This is a genomic window from Tessaracoccus defluvii (assembly GCF_014489575.1).
GTDB classification, from domain to species: Bacteria; Actinomycetota; Actinomycetes; order Propionibacteriales; family Propionibacteriaceae; genus Arachnia; species Arachnia defluvii.
The window spans coordinates 224,844-238,841 of the sequence record NZ_CP060789.1 but is presented as its reverse complement, the minus strand read 5'-3'; the positions used below and the strand labels follow the sequence as shown (position 1 = coordinate 238,841).

Genomic DNA, 13,998 nt, shown 5'->3' with positions numbered 1-13,998 from the left:
CAGGCAGCTGGCCCTCTTCCCACAGGACGTGTTCGGCTGGCTCGCCGACACACAGCCGGATGAGTACGCCAAGGCCGTACACCCCACGGACAGCCCGGCCCAGCAGGAAGCGGCGAAGAAGCTTCTGCTGCAGCGGCTGGCGAAGGTGCTGGACATCGATCCGTTCAAGAACGGCGGCACGCTGGAGATTCTCCGCAGCGGGTTCGGCTACATCCCCCGACGGGTGGTTCGGTGAAGCTGCGGATGGCGCAGTTCCGGCCGGCCACGTCGATCAACCCGGACACCCTCGCCGCCTACGCGAAGATGCGGCTGCGGGTGATGCGCCAGGTTCACTACTCCGCCAAGCATCCCCACAAGGCTCTCGATCTGGTCCTGTTCATCAACGGGATCCCCGTCGCCACAGTGGAACTGAAGACCGACTTCACGCAGCCGCTTGCCAACGCCACGAAGCAGTACCAGTTCGACCGCAACCCCGCGGGCGAGCCGCTGTTCGCGCTCGGTCAGCGAGCCCTCGTGCACTTCGCGGTGTCGAACTCCGAGGTCGCGATGACCACGAGGCTCGCCGGCGCGAAGACCCGGTTCCTGCCTTTCAACCGTGGCAGCGGTCAGGGCAGCGGCAACCCGCTGAACCCGGACGGCTCGGCGGCCTCGTACTTCTGGGAGGAAACCCTGCAGCGCGACAACTGGCTGCGGATCCTCGGATCCTTCATGCACACGCAGGTCGAGACCGAGGTCGACCACGACACGGGCGCCAAGACTCTCCAGAAGAAGATCCTGTTCCCGCGCTACCACCAGTGGCGCGCCGTCACCCGTCTCGTCGAGCACGCCCGCGCTCACGGCCAGGGCCAGCGCTACCTGATCCAGCATTCGGCCGGCTCGGGCAAGACCAACTCGATCGCCTGGCTGGCCCACCAGCTCTCCCAGCTCCACGACCAGGACAACGCGAAGGTGTTCGACACCGTCGTGGTGGTCACCGACCGCACCGTGCTCGACAAGCAGCTGCAGGACGCGATCGCCCAGTTCGAGCACCACAGGGGCGTGGTCAGGTCCATCACCCGCGCCGATGGCGGCTCCAAGTCCGCCGAGCTGGCGGCCGCCCTGACCGGCGGCAAGCAGATCGTCATCGTCACCATCCAGACCTTCGAGGCGCTGATCACCCTCATCAACACCTCCAAGGAGCTGTCCGGCCGACGCTTCGCGGTGATCGCCGACGAGGCGCACTCCTCGCAGACCGGCTCCACCGCCGGTGCGCTGGCCAAGGTCCTCTCCCCGACGAGCTCGCCGCGGTGGCCGACGGCGCGGAGGTGGACGCCGAGGCGTACCTCCAGTGGGCGATGGAAGTCACCGCTCATGCCCCGAACATCTCCTACTTCGCCTTCACGGCAACCCCGAAGGCGAAGACGCTCGAGTTGTTCGGACGGATTCCCGACGGCGGCACCCTCCCGGAGCCGTTCGACCTGTATTCGATGCAGCAGGCCATCGAGGAGGGGTTCATCCTCGATGTGCTGACCAACTACACCCCCTACAAGGTGGCCTGGCAGCTGCAGCACCCCGGGCAGGACTACGACGGGCCCGGCGAGGTCGACGAGTCCACGGCCGTCAAGGCTCTGGTGCGCTACGTCCGGCTCCACCCGACGAACATCTCGCAGAAGGCGAAGATCGTCGTCGACCACTTCCGCACCTTCGTGGCTCCCCTCCTCGACGGCAAGGCCAAGGCCATGGTGGTCACAGGCTCCCGCAAGGAGGCTGTCCGATGGAAGAAGTACCTCGACCGCTACCTCGACGACGACCACATCGCCGGCATCAAGTCGCTGGTGGCGTTCTCCGGCACCGTCGACGACCCTGAGGACGTCGGCGATGGCCTGACGGAGAAGACGCAGAACCCGGACCTGTGGACGTCCGACCTGGCTGAGGCGTTCCGACCGTCGGTCTACAACGTGATGATCGTTGCCGAGAAGTTCCAGACCGGGTTCGACCAGCCTCGTCTGGTGGCGATGTACGTCGACAAGAAGCTCGGCGGAGTCCAGGCCGTCCAGACGCTGTCGCGGCTGAACCGGACCCACCCGGGCAAGGACAAGACGTTCGTGCTCGACTTCGTCAACGAGCCGGAGGCGATCCTCGACGCGTTCCTGCCGTACTACGGACAGGCCACCCTCACAGCGACGACCGACCCGAACCTCGCCTACGACCTGAAGAGCAAGCTGGAGGCGGCCGGCATCTACGACTGGACCGAGGTCGAGCGGGCCTATGACGCGGCGCTGACCGGCGGCCCCAACGCCAACAGTGCGCTGACCGCAGCCACCGCGCCCGCCGTCGACCGCTTCACCAAACGCTGGCAGCAGGCGTTCGTCGATGACGACGGCGCCGCGGCGGACGAGCTGAAGCTGTTCAAGTCCGATGCTGGCGGTTTCGTGAAGTTCTACGACTTCGTCTCGCAGGCCAGGAACCTTGAGGACACCGACCTGCCCCGGCTGCACTTCTTCCTCCGCCGGATCCTGCCGCAACTCAGCACCGCCACCTTCGAGGAGCCCGTCGACGTCTCCCAGGTCAGCCTCACCGGCTACAGCATCACCAAGGGTGACGCGCTGAAGCTCACGCTCGAGCAGGGCCCGGGCCTTGATCCGATCACCGCCATCGGATCCGGCGCCATCCACGAGAAGCACCGCAGCGCCCTCGAGGAGATCATCGAGAAGCTCAACGAACGCTTCGGAGACAAGTACGGCAAGGGTGTCGTCGCCGGCACGATGTCGAACATCGTGTTCAACCTCGCCCACGACGAGACACTCGCCAGCCAGGCCATGGCCAACACCCCGCAGCAGTTCAGCGAGTCACCGGCCCTGCCGAAGGCGTTCATGGACGCTGTGCTGAGCGTCAACGACAACACCCCACAGATCATCGTCGACATCTTCAACGACGAGGCCCTGTTCGCCGAGCTGTCGAGGGCGCTGCCCGCCATGCTGTACGAGCACCTGCACGCGAGGAGCTAGCCGGGAGCCCACTCGCCAGCCGCCCGGTCTCAGACCACCTTGATCCCCAGGATGTCCGCCAGGACGGGAGCGAGGTCGGTGACCTGCTCCCCGCTCAGGATGACGCCCTTCAGGCTGGTCGGGTCCGACTCGAGACCCTGCAACTGGGCTCCCCGGAGGTCGACGCGCTTCATGGAAGCCCCCGTGAGGATGACCTTGCCCACCGTCGCCCCGACGAAGTTCAGCACCTCGACCTTCGCCTCGGACAGGTCGAGTTCCCCGACGACGGCCCGGTCGATCTCCAGCCTGTTGATGCTCGCGCCGCGGAGGTTCAGGTAGTCGATCTTCCCGCCGTCGATCCGCACCCTGGTCCACCGGCCGCCATAGGCCTGTGCCGCTCCGATCCGGGAACCGGCGATCGTGACGTCCTGCAGCGACGACTTGACCATCGCCACCTCGCTCGCCCGTGCGCCCTCGAAGCGGACGTCGACCAGCCCACAGCCGGTCAGCTTCGCGCCGTCCAGATCGGCATCGACGAAACGGCTGTCCAGGATCCGCAGCCCGTGCCACTCGGGCCCGCCGAAGGAGACGCCACCGGCATCGACGCCCTCGATGTAGCCGTCTCCGTCTTCCAGCAGGTCCTGCAGCTCGATGTCCATCCGGCCAGGCTATCGGTCACGCAAATGCGACCCTGGTGCATCCTCCCGGTCCCCGTCTGTCGCTACGCTGTTCGCCATGGCAGGCAAGGGTTGGTTTGGACTCCCGTTCTTCTCACTGACGCCGCGCCCTGAGGTCGTGTCCTGCGTCCTTTCCGGCGGCGGCTCCCGCGCCAGCTTCCAGCTGGGCGCCCTCGACTACCTCTACCGGCACGACGAACACTTCACTCCCACGATCTTCGTGGGCACGTCGGCCGGCTCAATCCTCGCCTCGGCCCTCGCGCAGGGCGGCGACACCGCCGCTCAGCAGGCGTTCCTCGGCCGGCTCCGCGAGGTGTGGGACGGCATGGTCGGGCCCGACGACATGTTCACCCCCCGCCCTTGGTACGACCGGCTGACGACCGACGGGCCGGAATGGCTGGAGATCGTCCAGTCGGCCCGCCCCGAGCAGAAGCCGGTCGCGCCGCCGCGGCCGCGGACCCCGATCCTGCCGTTCCTGCGCCCCGCCCAGCCGTCACCGGCCAGCCCGGAGACCCCGCCCAGGGCCCTCGACCCGCTCGAGTTGGCGCTGACGCCGGACAGTGAGGAGGAGCACCGTTCGGAGTGGTCGCTGGCCTCGCTGGCAGGGGTCGCGTCGCATCTGGGGCGCCTCCCCCGGCTGGGCAGCGACCTCAACACCATCGCGCACGGCCTCGAGCACACGAAGTCGATGTACCGTCCGGGTCCGGTGCTGGTGAAGCTGCTGGACGAGGAGACCTTCGCCCCGGACAGGGTCCGCGCGTCCGGAATGACGCTGCGGATCGCCATGGTCGCGCTCGAGTCGGGCGAACTGCACTACATGACGGAGGCGGGCACGCTCGTCGACCGCAACAACGAGCCGCTCGGCCCCACCGCTCGCAACCTGACGGTCGGCATCCTCGCGTCCTGCTCGATCCCGGCGGTGTTTCGCCCCGTGCCGATCGGCGACGAGACGTATGTCGACGGCGGCGTGCGGGAGAACCTCCCCGCCGAACTGGCGATCGGACACCTGGGCGCGGAGCGCAACTACATCGTGAGTTCCCAGTCGAGCGGCGTCCACCGCCGGGCCTCCATGGCGGACTCCGACCTGTTCAGCATCATCATGCGCTCCACCGAGATCCTCATCGACGAGGCCGGGCGCGACGAACTGGCCTACGCCCACTCTGCCGGCTCGATCGTGATCTTCCCCGAACTCAGCGTGCACGACGCGATGACTGTCGACCCTGCGCTCATCGCGATCAACGAGGCGTACGGCTGGCTCCGGGCCGCCGAGCAGCACCTCGGCCTGAGCGAGGGCGCCGAGGCGCGCCACCGGCGCATCATCGAGGCCCGCATCCGAGCCCTGCAACACGAGAACGCGTACCTTGCGAACCCCGAACCGGACCGTCGCCTGATCCGGGCGCTGCGCAGCGCCAAGGTCGAGGTCCGCGACGCCGTCCGGTCGGCGGCCTCCATCCCGCTGCCCCCCGGCGCCGAGGACTGGTGGCGCACCTGGGAGAAGCGGGCGGTCGCCCCGACCGAGGCGCCGCCGTGGCTCGAGGATCTCGGCTGACCTTCAACCCCCTACGGTCTGCCGACGGCGTCGCTCGAGGACACCGGCCAGGAGCGCGACCAGGAGGCCGGCGACGGGGATACTGAGCAGCCCGACCCGGAGCCCGGCCTGGTCCGCGATCAGCCCGACCAGGGGCGGCGACAGCAGGAACCCCAGCCGCATCAGCCAGCTGACCACCATGAGGCCAGTGCCGTGGCGGAGCCCCGGCAGTTCGTCGGCGGCGTGCATCGCCGCCGGAACGAGCGTCGCGACGCCGAAACCGGCCGCGGCGAACCCGACGAGGGTGCCGGGCACGGTCGGGAAGGCCAGAGCCAGACCCATGCCGATGGCCGCGATGAGACCCCCGGCCCGGGCGACGGCGCGCTGACCGAAGCGGTCGACCAGACGGTCGCCGACCATGCGCCCCACGAACTGCGCACCCACCAGAGCGATGAAACCGAGTGCGGCCAGGGCCGGGGCGGCACCCAGCGTGCCGAGGTACAAGGTGGCCCACGAGTTTCCCGCGTCCTCGACGACGGTGCCCCCGATGGCGATCAGCACGAGCGCCGCCATCGTCGCGCCAGACCGCGTGGAAGGAGTTGATGATCGAACGGCCGTAGCGCCGCTGCACCCGCAGCGCGTGGGCATTCTGGGCGACGTCGGTGATGGCGTCCACGGCACCGCCGAGCAGCAGGCCCACCGCGAGGAGCAGCGCGCTGGGTGCCAGCCCCGCCGCCACCACCGCGAGGCTGGTCAGCAGCGTGCCTGCGACGGCCACCCGGCCTGACCCGAACCGGCGGATCAGCCCTGCGGCCGCGAGTCCGGCGACGATCGCGCCCGCCGGGAAGGCGGCAACGGCCAGTCCGTAGGTGGCGTTGTCGAGGCCGAGCGCGAGCTTGATCTCGGGGTAGCGCGGCAGCAGGTTCGCGAACAGGGCGCCGTTCGTGAGGAACAGTGCGGCGACGGCGCCGCGCGCACGGCGGTCGACGGCCGGGGGCGCCGTGAGGGTGGCGGAGGAGGACATGTGTACGAGCGTACACGCCCTTCGTGTACGCTCGTACACATGGCTGCTGACTACTTCGCGGGCGATCCCCGCACCAACTGGGACCGGATGCGCGACGGCGACGACTACATCGCCGACGACCCCCGCATCTTCGAGGCGACTAACCGTGCCGCACAGCTCGCGGCCCGGTTCGAGCAGGAGGTCCTGGCCGGCGACGACGCCGTCGCACGCGCCACCCTCGTCGACCTGCTCGGCTCGCTCGGCGACAACGTCTGGCTGGGCGGCGGCGTCATCGTCTGCCCCGGCGTCACGATCGGCGACGACTCGGTCATCGGCGCCGGGTCCGTCGTGACCCGCGACATCCCGGCCGGCGTCATCGCCGTCGGCAACCCTGCCCGGGTGCTGCGGAGCCTCTGACATGACCGCACCGGTCAACCCCCGCCACGACCCCGCCCGTCGCGACCGGATCATCGACGCCTGCCTCGACGTCATCGTCGCCCACGGGGTGGCGGGCACGTCGGCCAGACGGGTCGCCACCGAGGCCGGGGTGCCGCTGGGCTCCGTCAGCTACCACTTCGAGGGCATGGACGACCTCCTCCACGAGGCGCTGCGGCGGTTCGCCGACTCGGTGGCCGACCGGTTCACCGCGCGGCTGACGGCGGCGACGACGCCGGCCGAGGCGAGGGCCGCGGTGGCCGAGACGATCGGCGCCGACGTGTTCGTGGCCCACCGGGACCTGGTGCTGACGACTGAGCTGTACGCGCTGGCCGCCCGCGAACCCCGCTACCGGGCCCTCACCAACGGGTGGATGACGCGAAGCCGCGCGGCCCTCGAACGACACTTCGATCCCGTCACCGCCCGGCTGCTCGACGCCATGGTGGAGGGCCTGACGCTCCACGCGGCCCTCGATGTGGAACCCGCGGATCCGGCGGTAGCCCGCGCGGCGCTGGAACGCCTGATCCCGGGCTGATCAGGCCAGCGGGCCCGTGCTGTCCCGGAGGACGAGGTCAGGGGTGAGGACCACGCGGCGGTGCTCGTGCTGCACGCCCTCCTCGCGCTCGGTCAGCAGCAGATCGACGGCGGCTCTGGCCATCTGATCGACGTCCTGGCGCATCGTGGTGAGCGCGACGCTGAGATGAGGGGCGTAGCTGACGTCGTCGTAGCCCATGAGCGCGATGTCGCCGGGGATCGAGATGTCGCGGGCGAGCAGCAGCGACTGCATGATCCCCATCGCGAGCAGGTCGTTGGCCGCAAAGATGCCGTCGGGGCGTTCCTCGGGCGGCAGCGAGGCGATATGGTCGCCGAGCCGCGCCCCCTCCTGCATGGTCTGGTCTGTCGTCTCGAGGGTCCGCAGCCGCACGCCGTTCTCGGCCGCGGCCCGGAGCGCGCCCTGCCAGCGGTCACGCACCTGGCGCCGCGGGCCGCCGACGAAGGCGAGATCGCGGCGGCCGCAGGCGATGAGGTGCTCGATCCCCCGGTAGGCGCCGACGTCGCCGTCCATCTCGACGGTGCAGAAGTCTGACACCTCGTCGCTCGGGTACCCGAAGAGCACGAACGGCATGCCGCTGCGGTGCAGCCGGTGGATCCGCTCGGTGATGCCGGCGATGGGCGCCACGATCATGCCCTCCACCCGCTGCCCCTCGAACAGGTCGATGTAGCGGTTCTCCCGCTCCGGCGACTGGTTGCTGCTGGCGAGAACCGAGATGTAGCCGCGTTCCTCGGCGGCGAGTTCGAGGGCGTGGGCCAGGTCGGCGAAGAACGGGTTGCCGATGTTGAGGACGATGGCTCCCAACGTGGTGCCGCCGCCCATCTTCATCTGGCGGGCCAGGTCGTTGCGGACGAAGCCGAGCTGCGCCATGGTCGCCTGCACGCGCGCCAACATCTGCGCCGAGACCAGCTCGGGCCTGTTGACGACGTTCGAGACCGTACCGATCGACACGCCGGCTGCTTCGGCCACCTCCCGGATGCCCGCTGCCTTGGCCATGGAACCCCCTCGCGTCGGCCGTTTCCTCCGATTCTGGCGCATCGTGCTGGAAACCCCCATCCGACCCGCCATCGATCCGACCGGGCCCGTCGCGGATTAGCGCTTCGACTTGCGCCAGCCTGCGTCGCGGGCCTCCTGCTCGGTGCAGAACCACATCTCGCCGTTGTATTCGTCGATCTGCGTCTCCTCGTAGTGACGCTGGCCGGGGACGTGGTAGATCTTCTCCTTCTTGCGGCTGATGTTGCCCTTGATGAGGCATTCACCCTCCGGCTCCTCCTCCCCGGAGACCAGCGGGGCGATCGGTTCCGGGTCGCAGCCCCCGCCCCACACCCCGAGGGAGGCCTGTGCCGCCGCCGTCTCGGCTGCGACGTGGCGATCGAGGTAGGTGTAGGCCGCCGAGTAGGTGTACTCGCGGCCGAGCCCCTGGGCGATCAGCGCCTCCGCGACGCTGACGCCGTCGACGGTGAACACGTGGCGCAGCAGGCGGCCGTACTGGTCGACGTCGTCCTGCGTCGGGTCGGGTTCGAGCCGGACCTCGCGGGACTGCACGAGCGACTGCATGGCGCTGGCCGCCTCCTGGTAGCCGCACTCCTCGCGTTCCGGGGTGTCGATGCCGATGATCCGGATCCGCTGGTCGCGGCCGTCGATCTCGACGTCGATGGTGTCGCCGTCGATGACGCCGGTCACCCGGTGGAGCAGCTCGACGGGCTCGGGGTCGGCTCCGGTGTCGGGGAAGGCTCGGGCGACGGCTCCGGCGAAGGCTCAGGGGATGGGGTCGGCTCGGCGCTCGGAGTCGTCGCCTCCGCGACCGGAAGCACCGCGGGACGGCGCTCTCCAGGTCGTCGCAGCCGACCAGCCCGCCAAAGCCGAGCGCGCCGATGATGATCCCGATGGCCCACTTCTTCATGCCGTCTCCCCCACGGTCGCAAGCGATGTGTTTGGCGGCACCCTACCCGGGAGGCACCGGCGCCCCACCCTCAGGGGTGAGGTTCGCCGGTTCCCTGCTACGGCGTGACCAGCACCTTGCCCGAGCTGGTCGCCGCGGCGGTCTCGAACGCCGTCGCGAGGTCGTCGAGCGGGTAGGTGGCGGAGACGAGTTCGTCGACGGGGATGCCTCCGGCCCGGGCGATGCCGAGCGCGGCCTCGACGTCGGCCTCGGTGTAGGCGGCGCACCCCTGGATGCGGATCTCGAAGTCCTGGATGATCGGCATCGGCAACGTCGCCTCGCGCGGTGGGACGCCGACGACCAGCAGGGTACCGGCGCGGCGCAGCACGCCAACGCCCTGACACAGCGACCGCTCGGTGGCGACGCAGTCGAGCACCGCGTCAGCGGGTCCTCCGAGAGCGGCGCGGATCTGCTCGTCGGCGTCGGGGCGGTGGCGTCGACGGCACCGTCGGCGCCCATGCGCCGCGCCCGCTCCAGCTTGCCGGGCTCGGTGTCGGTGACGACGACGGTGGCCGCACCGGCGCGGCGGGCCGCCACCAGTGTCAGCGCGCCGATGCTGCCGGCCCCGAGGACGACGACCCGCGCGCCGGTCAGGTCACCGGCGATCCGGACGGCGTGGACCGGGGTCGCCAGGCATTCGACGAGTGCCGCGGTCTCGTCGTCGACGTCATCAGGGATGGGGAAGAGGTTGGTCAGCGGCGCAACGAAGTAGTCGGCCATCCCGCCCGAGAGCGCCCGGGAGGGGTCGCACCCGATCCAGGCCAGGTGTTCGCAGGCGTTGGTGCGCCCCGCCGCGCAGTTGACGCATTCGCCGCAGGCGACGTTCGGCTTGAGCAGGACCCGTTGACCGACCTCGAGCCCGGTGGTGCCTTCGCCGAGGCCGGCCACGACACCCACCGCCTCGTGGCCGGGAACGTAGGTGCTTGTCAGGAAGGGGTGGTGGCCGGCGACGGCGTGGGTGTCGGTCCCGCAGATCCCCACCAGGCTGCTGGCGATCAGCGCCTCGCCGGCGGCAGGGGTCGGGACGGGATGCTCCTCGAGCCGCACGCCCGTGAGTGGCTCGACGAGCGCGCGCCGCATGACGGCGGTCGAGGAGGCGTCGGGGCGCGGCGTGGTGCGGTCGTGCGGTGTGGTCGGCGTCATGGCGGTTCCCATCAGTCACTGCGGGGAGGCCTTCATCGGTCTCCGGGGCTGACGACCAGTCTCGCCCGCCCGGACGGTTCCCTCTAGCACCCGGGAGGGCCCGCTACTGATACTTTTTTGCCATCCACCCGGCCGTACCCTGCGGCCGATGACGGCGCGGAGGAGGGCGGCATGGCCACGCTGGGAGCGGCCTCGGCCGGTACAGGCGACGCCGCACTCCCCGGCCTGCGACCACCGAGCCGCGAGATCGTCGTCCCCGACCTGGACAGCATGGTGCGATGGCACGAACACGCCTACCCACATCCGCTGGCCCGCTGGCACACGCATCCCGAGGTGGAGATCCACCTCATCCGCTCCGGCACTGGGCTCGCGTTCGTTGGGGACCACGTCGGCGCGTTCGCCCCGGGCCACCTCACGCTGATTGGCTCACACCTGCCCCACAACTGGATCAGCAATCTCGCGCCCGGCGAGTCGATCCCGGGGCGCGACGTCGTGCTGCAGGTTCACCCCGACAGCCTCCGCGAGTTGGCCCGGCTGGCACCCGATGCCCTGGAGGCCGTGCGGCTGGTCGACTCAGCGGCCCGCGGGTTGGAGTACTTCGGGGGGACGGCCGCCGCCGGCGCCCGGGCGCTGGAGCGGATCGGCGCGAGCACGGGCGTGGAGCGCCTTCATCACCTGTTCGGCCTGTTCGCCGTCCTGTCGAGGTGCCCACCGCATGAGCGGCGCGAACTGTCAGGAGTCGGCGCTGCCGCAGCCACGGATCCGGCGGTCCAGGCCCGCGTCAACACGGCGTTGGACTTCATCACCGAACACCTCACCGAGGAGATCCGCCTGCCGGAGGTCGCGGCGCTGGTGGACATGTCGCCGTCCGCGTTCTCGCGCTTCTTCACTCGGGCCGCGGGCCGGGGCTTCGCCGAGATGGTCCGCCGGCTGCGCATCATTCGCGCCTGCCACCTGCTGGCCACGACGTCGGCCCCGGTGTCGGAGATCTGTTACGAGGTCGGCTTCGGGAACCTGTCGAACTTCAACCGCCAGTTCCGCAGCGAGACGGGAACGACGCCGCGCCGCTACCGGGCCACCGCGACGGCGGGCCAGCGCTCCTTCGCGTGACGCCGCCCCGACGGGCCACATGGCGGAGATAGATGGCTGTTGTCATGGCTGTCATGGCACGCAGACCCGATCCGACCGATCCGGCCCCACATCCACTTTGACTAGGCCCGCAACCGGTGCCCCCAGCGGGGCTCGAACCCGCGACCCATGGATTAAAAGTCCACTGCTCTACCGACTGAGCTATAGGGGCGTTCGGCAGTCTAGCGCGACGCGCATGGCACCCTTGAGCCCATGGGCCCTTGGACGTGGTTTCTCGTGATCGTGCTAGCTGGCGGAGCACTGCTGGCAGGGGCGCTGCTGCTCGACCGTCGGGAACGACGGCGGCTGACGGGCGCCGACGAGCCGGCCCCGGCCCGCGGGGTCGAGGCCGTCGACCGCAACGTCCCCACCTACGTCACGCAGGACGAGATCGACGCGATGCCCGCACCGTCGAGCGGCCAGGGCGGCGACCTGCCACGCCGAGGCGAAGGTTTCGCCTTCGGGCATGCGCATCCCGACTTCGCCACCAACAGCGCCGGCGCCTCCCTCGACACACCGCGGGTGCTGGTCGTCGACGGCGACGTCACCAGCATGCGCGAACTCCTCCGACCCCTGTCAGGCGCGACCCCGGAGCATCCCCTGGCGATCGTGGCGGCCGGGTGGCACCCCGAGGTTCTGACGACGCTGGCCGCCAACCGCCGCGCGGTGGGGCTCCCCGTGCTGGCCGCGACGGGCTCCACGCAGGATCGTCGACGGCTCGCCGAACTCCTGGGAATCGAATCGCTCGAGGCCGCCGATCTTCAGGCGGGCTACCTTCCCGACTCGGCGGTGGGCAGGGCTGCGCACTGGTCGAGCACCGGAGCCCGTACCTGGGTCGAACCTGAACCGGAGGGACGAACCTCAACCTAGGGGGGGTCAACCTCAAGGTCGACTTGACCTGAGCATGTTCCTGAGAATTCTGGGCCTCCGAACTCTCCCTCCGGGTTCCACCCCAGTGACCCCCGAGAGCAAACTCCCTTGTCAACCAGGGTTTAACCCCACGCTTCACACTGGAATCACACCGTCGTAGTTCTTGCTCACAGCGCGGCGTGTCGGCTTGTGATCGTCTCAGCAAACTCTCAACCACCCTTGGCCAGAGGCCCCCACACCTCTTAACGTCCCCTCCAGCGGCCGGACGTGTCGAGGGCATCTGCCCTGAGGAGGCGACACGTCCGACCATCCAACGTGGAGGAACGACGTGAACAAGGCACTCAGGGGACTGCGCGGCTTCGCAGCAGCGACCAGTCTGGCCATCCTGGTCCAGGGACTCGGAACGATCGCACTGACGCCCGGCGCGGATGCGCTCGACGGACAGGTCACCACGACGACGCGCGTGCATGTCCGTACCGGCCCCTCGACCTCCAACAAAAGCCTCACCGTCCTGAACAAGGGCGACAAGCTCACCGCCTCCGGTTCGAGCAACGGCTGGACGAAGGTGACCTGGAACGGCAAGACCGCCTACGTGGCAAGCGCGTACCTGATGAAGAGCGGCTCCGCGAGCTCCGGCAACGGAACGTCCGAGTCGACGACCGGCGCCGTCTACACGACCGCCAACCTCAACCTCCGCACCGGCCCGTCGACGCGTGACTCGATCCGCTACACCGTCCAGCGTGGCACCCAGGTCGTGCTCACCGGCAAGGTGAACAACGACTTCGCCCAGTTGACCTACAAGGGCGTGACCCTCTGGGGCTCGACCCGCTACCTCAGCGGCAGCTCCGAGGACGCCTATCAGGAGGCGCTCCCGAAGGTCGTCGGCAAGAAGCGCGGCACCACCGCCCTCATGGTCCGCACGACGTCCACGACCGGCTTCACGAACCTCGGCGACGCCCCGAAGGGCACGATCTTTGACGTGACCGGCGTGACCGAGAACGGGATGGCACAGGTCATCTACAACAACGCCGTCCGCTGGGTCAACGCCAAGTACCTCGTGGCCGTCGACGACTCGGCGACCGGCCCCGCCGTCCCCGAGGCCCCGGCGACGACGACCAAGTACGCCACCACGGTCCTCAACATCTGGGCCGCCTCGAAGGGCACCTCCTACAGCGGCGAGATCCCGAAGGGCGGCACGCTCGCCACCACCGGCAAGGTGGAGAACGGACGCGCCGAGATCGTCCACAACGGCGCGGTCAAGTGGGTCACCGCCAAGTACGTCTCGGCCAGCAAGCCGTCGACCGGCGGCTCGACCGGGTCCGGCTCGGGCTCGTCCCTGAACAAGGGCTACTCCAGCGGCCTCGATCAGACCAACGAGAACGTGAAGTCGATCGTCCGTGACATCTGGAGCCGCTACCCGCAGATCAAGACGATGTACGGCTGGCGCCGCGACGTCACCCCCGATCACCCGGCCGGCCGCGCCGTCGACGTGATGATCCCGAGCTACAAGAGCAACTCGGCCCTGGGCTGGGAGATCGCGAAGTACTACCAGGCGAACGCCAAGCAGTACGGCATCAACTACATCATCTTCGACCAGAAGATCTGGTCCGTCGCCCGCAACAAGGAGGGCTGGCGCGCCATGGCCTCCCGGGGCGGCGACACGGCCAACCACAAGGACCACGTCCACATCAACACCTACGGGTAAACCGTCGTTTGAAACCGGGGACCAGCACCCCCTATGCTGGTCCACGCT

General features: G+C 69.4%; 14 protein-coding genes, 1 tRNA gene and 3 pseudogenes. 10 read left to right on the top strand and 8 right to left on the bottom strand.

Annotated elements, in window-relative coordinates:
• The first annotated feature begins 28 nt into the window (after window positions 1-28).
• From H9L22_RS01075 to H9L22_RS20165, 3 genes are read left to right on the top strand one after another with little or no spacing between them, the layout of a single operon-like run.
• Window positions 29-235: a hypothetical protein gene (locus H9L22_RS01075; RefSeq protein WP_187721259.1), complete on the top strand. Its 207-nt coding sequence runs from the start codon at window positions 29-31 to the stop codon at window positions 233-235.
• Window positions 232-1,509 carry a DEAD/DEAH box helicase family protein gene (locus H9L22_RS01070; protein WP_187721258.1) on the top strand — a complete coding sequence of 426 codons (1,278 nt, stop codon included), beginning with the start codon at window positions 232-234 and terminating at the stop codon, window positions 1,507-1,509. Before H9L22_RS01075 ends, H9L22_RS01070 begins: the two co-directional genes overlap by 4 nt.
• A complete protein-coding gene (locus H9L22_RS20165; RefSeq protein WP_406707842.1) occupies window positions 1,467-2,987 on the top strand; it encodes a type I restriction enzyme subunit R domain-containing protein in 1,521 nt (506 codons plus the stop codon). The genes H9L22_RS01070 and H9L22_RS20165 overlap by 43 nt, the downstream gene beginning before the upstream one ends.
• Window positions 2,988-3,016: 29 nt before the next feature.
• Here H9L22_RS20165 and H9L22_RS01065 read toward each other — a convergent pair whose 3' ends face one another.
• Complete coding sequence (locus H9L22_RS01065; RefSeq protein WP_187721257.1) at window positions 3,017-3,625, bottom strand: pentapeptide repeat-containing protein; 609 nt, start codon at window positions 3,623-3,625, stop codon at window positions 3,017-3,019.
• A gap of 76 nt (window positions 3,626-3,701) precedes the next feature.
• Here H9L22_RS01065 and H9L22_RS01060 point away from each other — a divergent pair, with 76 nt between their 5' ends.
• Complete coding sequence (locus tag H9L22_RS01060; protein ID WP_187721256.1) at window positions 3,702-5,192, top strand: patatin-like phospholipase family protein; 1,491 nt, start codon at window positions 3,702-3,704, stop codon at window positions 5,190-5,192.
• Between the two features lie 3 nt (window positions 5,193-5,195).
• On the opposite strand, the gene H9L22_RS18250 is transcribed toward H9L22_RS01060, so the two are convergent.
• Together H9L22_RS18250 and H9L22_RS20160 are read right to left on the bottom strand one after the other, a co-directional pair.
• On the bottom strand, window positions 5,196-5,744 hold the full coding sequence (locus H9L22_RS18250; protein WP_226966029.1) for an MFS transporter: 549 nt from the start codon (window positions 5,742-5,744) through the stop codon (window positions 5,196-5,198).
• Between the two features lie 130 nt (window positions 5,745-5,874).
• A pseudogene (locus tag H9L22_RS20160) lies at window positions 5,875-6,195 on the bottom strand (MFS transporter); the annotation flags it as partial.
• A 39-nt stretch (window positions 6,196-6,234) separates the two neighbouring features.
• Between H9L22_RS20160 and H9L22_RS20010 the strand changes: the two are divergent.
• Together H9L22_RS20010 and H9L22_RS01045 are read left to right on the top strand one after the other, a co-directional pair.
• Window positions 6,235-6,591, top strand: a complete 357-nt coding sequence (locus tag H9L22_RS20010; protein WP_187721255.1) for a DapH/DapD/GlmU-related protein — start codon at window positions 6,235-6,237, stop codon at window positions 6,589-6,591.
• A gap of 1 nt (window position 6,592) precedes the next feature.
• Entirely contained in the window at window positions 6,593-7,144 is a 552-nt protein-coding gene (locus H9L22_RS01045; protein ID WP_187721254.1) for a TetR/AcrR family transcriptional regulator, read from the top strand.
• Here the strand turns inward: H9L22_RS01045 and H9L22_RS01040 are convergent, their stop codons facing one another.
• The 4 genes and pseudogenes from H9L22_RS01040 to H9L22_RS20155 form a co-directional block, all read right to left on the bottom strand.
• Complete coding sequence (locus tag H9L22_RS01040) at window positions 7,145-8,158, bottom strand: LacI family DNA-binding transcriptional regulator (RefSeq protein ID WP_187721253.1); 1,014 nt, start codon at window positions 8,156-8,158, stop codon at window positions 7,145-7,147. It lies immediately after the preceding gene.
• A 96-nt stretch (window positions 8,159-8,254) separates the two neighbouring features.
• Window positions 8,255-8,845: a thermonuclease family protein gene (locus tag H9L22_RS01035; RefSeq protein WP_226966027.1), complete on the bottom strand. Its 591-nt coding sequence runs from the start codon at window positions 8,843-8,845 to the stop codon at window positions 8,255-8,257.
• A 317-nt stretch (window positions 8,846-9,162) separates the two neighbouring features.
• Window positions 9,163-9,546, bottom strand: a pseudogene (locus H9L22_RS01030) (zinc-binding dehydrogenase); the annotation flags it as partial.
• A 287-nt stretch (window positions 9,547-9,833) separates the two neighbouring features.
• Window positions 9,834-10,085 (bottom strand): annotated as a pseudogene (locus tag H9L22_RS20155) (alcohol dehydrogenase catalytic domain-containing protein); the annotation flags it as partial.
• Between H9L22_RS20155 and H9L22_RS01025 the strand changes: the two are divergent.
• On the top strand, window positions 10,024-10,299 hold the full coding sequence (locus H9L22_RS01025; RefSeq protein WP_187722783.1) for a hypothetical protein: 276 nt from the start codon (window positions 10,024-10,026) through the stop codon (window positions 10,297-10,299). The pseudogene H9L22_RS20155 and the gene H9L22_RS01025 sit on opposite strands and share 62 nt — an antisense overlap.
• Before the next feature lie 119 nt (window positions 10,300-10,418).
• Window positions 10,419-11,357 carry a helix-turn-helix domain-containing protein gene (locus tag H9L22_RS01020; protein WP_187721252.1) on the top strand — a complete coding sequence of 313 codons (939 nt, stop codon included), beginning with the start codon at window positions 10,419-10,421 and terminating at the stop codon, window positions 11,355-11,357.
• Window positions 11,358-11,474: 117 nt separating this feature from the next.
• On the opposite strand, the gene H9L22_RS01015 is transcribed toward H9L22_RS01020, so the two are convergent.
• Window positions 11,475-11,547: transfer RNA gene (locus tag H9L22_RS01015), tRNA-Lys, on the bottom strand.
• 65 nt (window positions 11,548-11,612) lie between these two features.
• Here H9L22_RS01015 and H9L22_RS01010 point away from each other — a divergent pair.
• Window positions 11,613-12,245, top strand: a complete 633-nt coding sequence (locus H9L22_RS01010; protein WP_187721251.1) for a hypothetical protein — start codon at window positions 11,613-11,615, stop codon at window positions 12,243-12,245.
• A 328-nt stretch (window positions 12,246-12,573) separates the two neighbouring features.
• Window positions 12,574-13,950, top strand: a complete 1,377-nt coding sequence (locus H9L22_RS01005; protein ID WP_187721250.1) for an SH3 domain-containing protein — start codon at window positions 12,574-12,576, stop codon at window positions 13,948-13,950.
• Window positions 13,951-13,998 lie beyond the last annotated feature (48 nt).

Bases quoted from the DNA above. Each gene is read 5' to 3' on its own strand.
- H9L22_RS20165 (WP_406707842.1), top strand. From the start codon at position 1,467: ATGCAGCAGGCCATCGAGGAGGGGTTCATCCTCGATGTGCTGACCAAC.
- H9L22_RS01065 (WP_187721257.1), bottom strand. From the start codon at position 3,625: ATGGACATCGAGCTGCAGGACCTGCTGGAAGACGGAGACGGCTACATC.
- H9L22_RS01060 (WP_187721256.1), top strand. From the start codon at position 3,702: ATGGCAGGCAAGGGTTGGTTTGGACTCCCGTTCTTCTCACTGACGCCG.
- H9L22_RS18250 (WP_226966029.1), bottom strand. From the start codon at position 5,744: ATGGCGGCGCTCGTGCTGATCGCCATCGGGGGCACCGTCGTCGAGGAC.
- H9L22_RS20010 (WP_187721255.1), top strand. From the start codon at position 6,235: ATGGCTGCTGACTACTTCGCGGGCGATCCCCGCACCAACTGGGACCGG.
- H9L22_RS01045 (WP_187721254.1), top strand. From the start codon at position 6,593: ATGACCGCACCGGTCAACCCCCGCCACGACCCCGCCCGTCGCGACCGG.
- H9L22_RS01040 (WP_187721253.1), bottom strand. From the start codon at position 8,158: ATGGCCAAGGCAGCGGGCATCCGGGAGGTGGCCGAAGCAGCCGGCGTG.
- H9L22_RS01020 (WP_187721252.1), top strand. From the start codon at position 10,419: ATGGCCACGCTGGGAGCGGCCTCGGCCGGTACAGGCGACGCCGCACTC.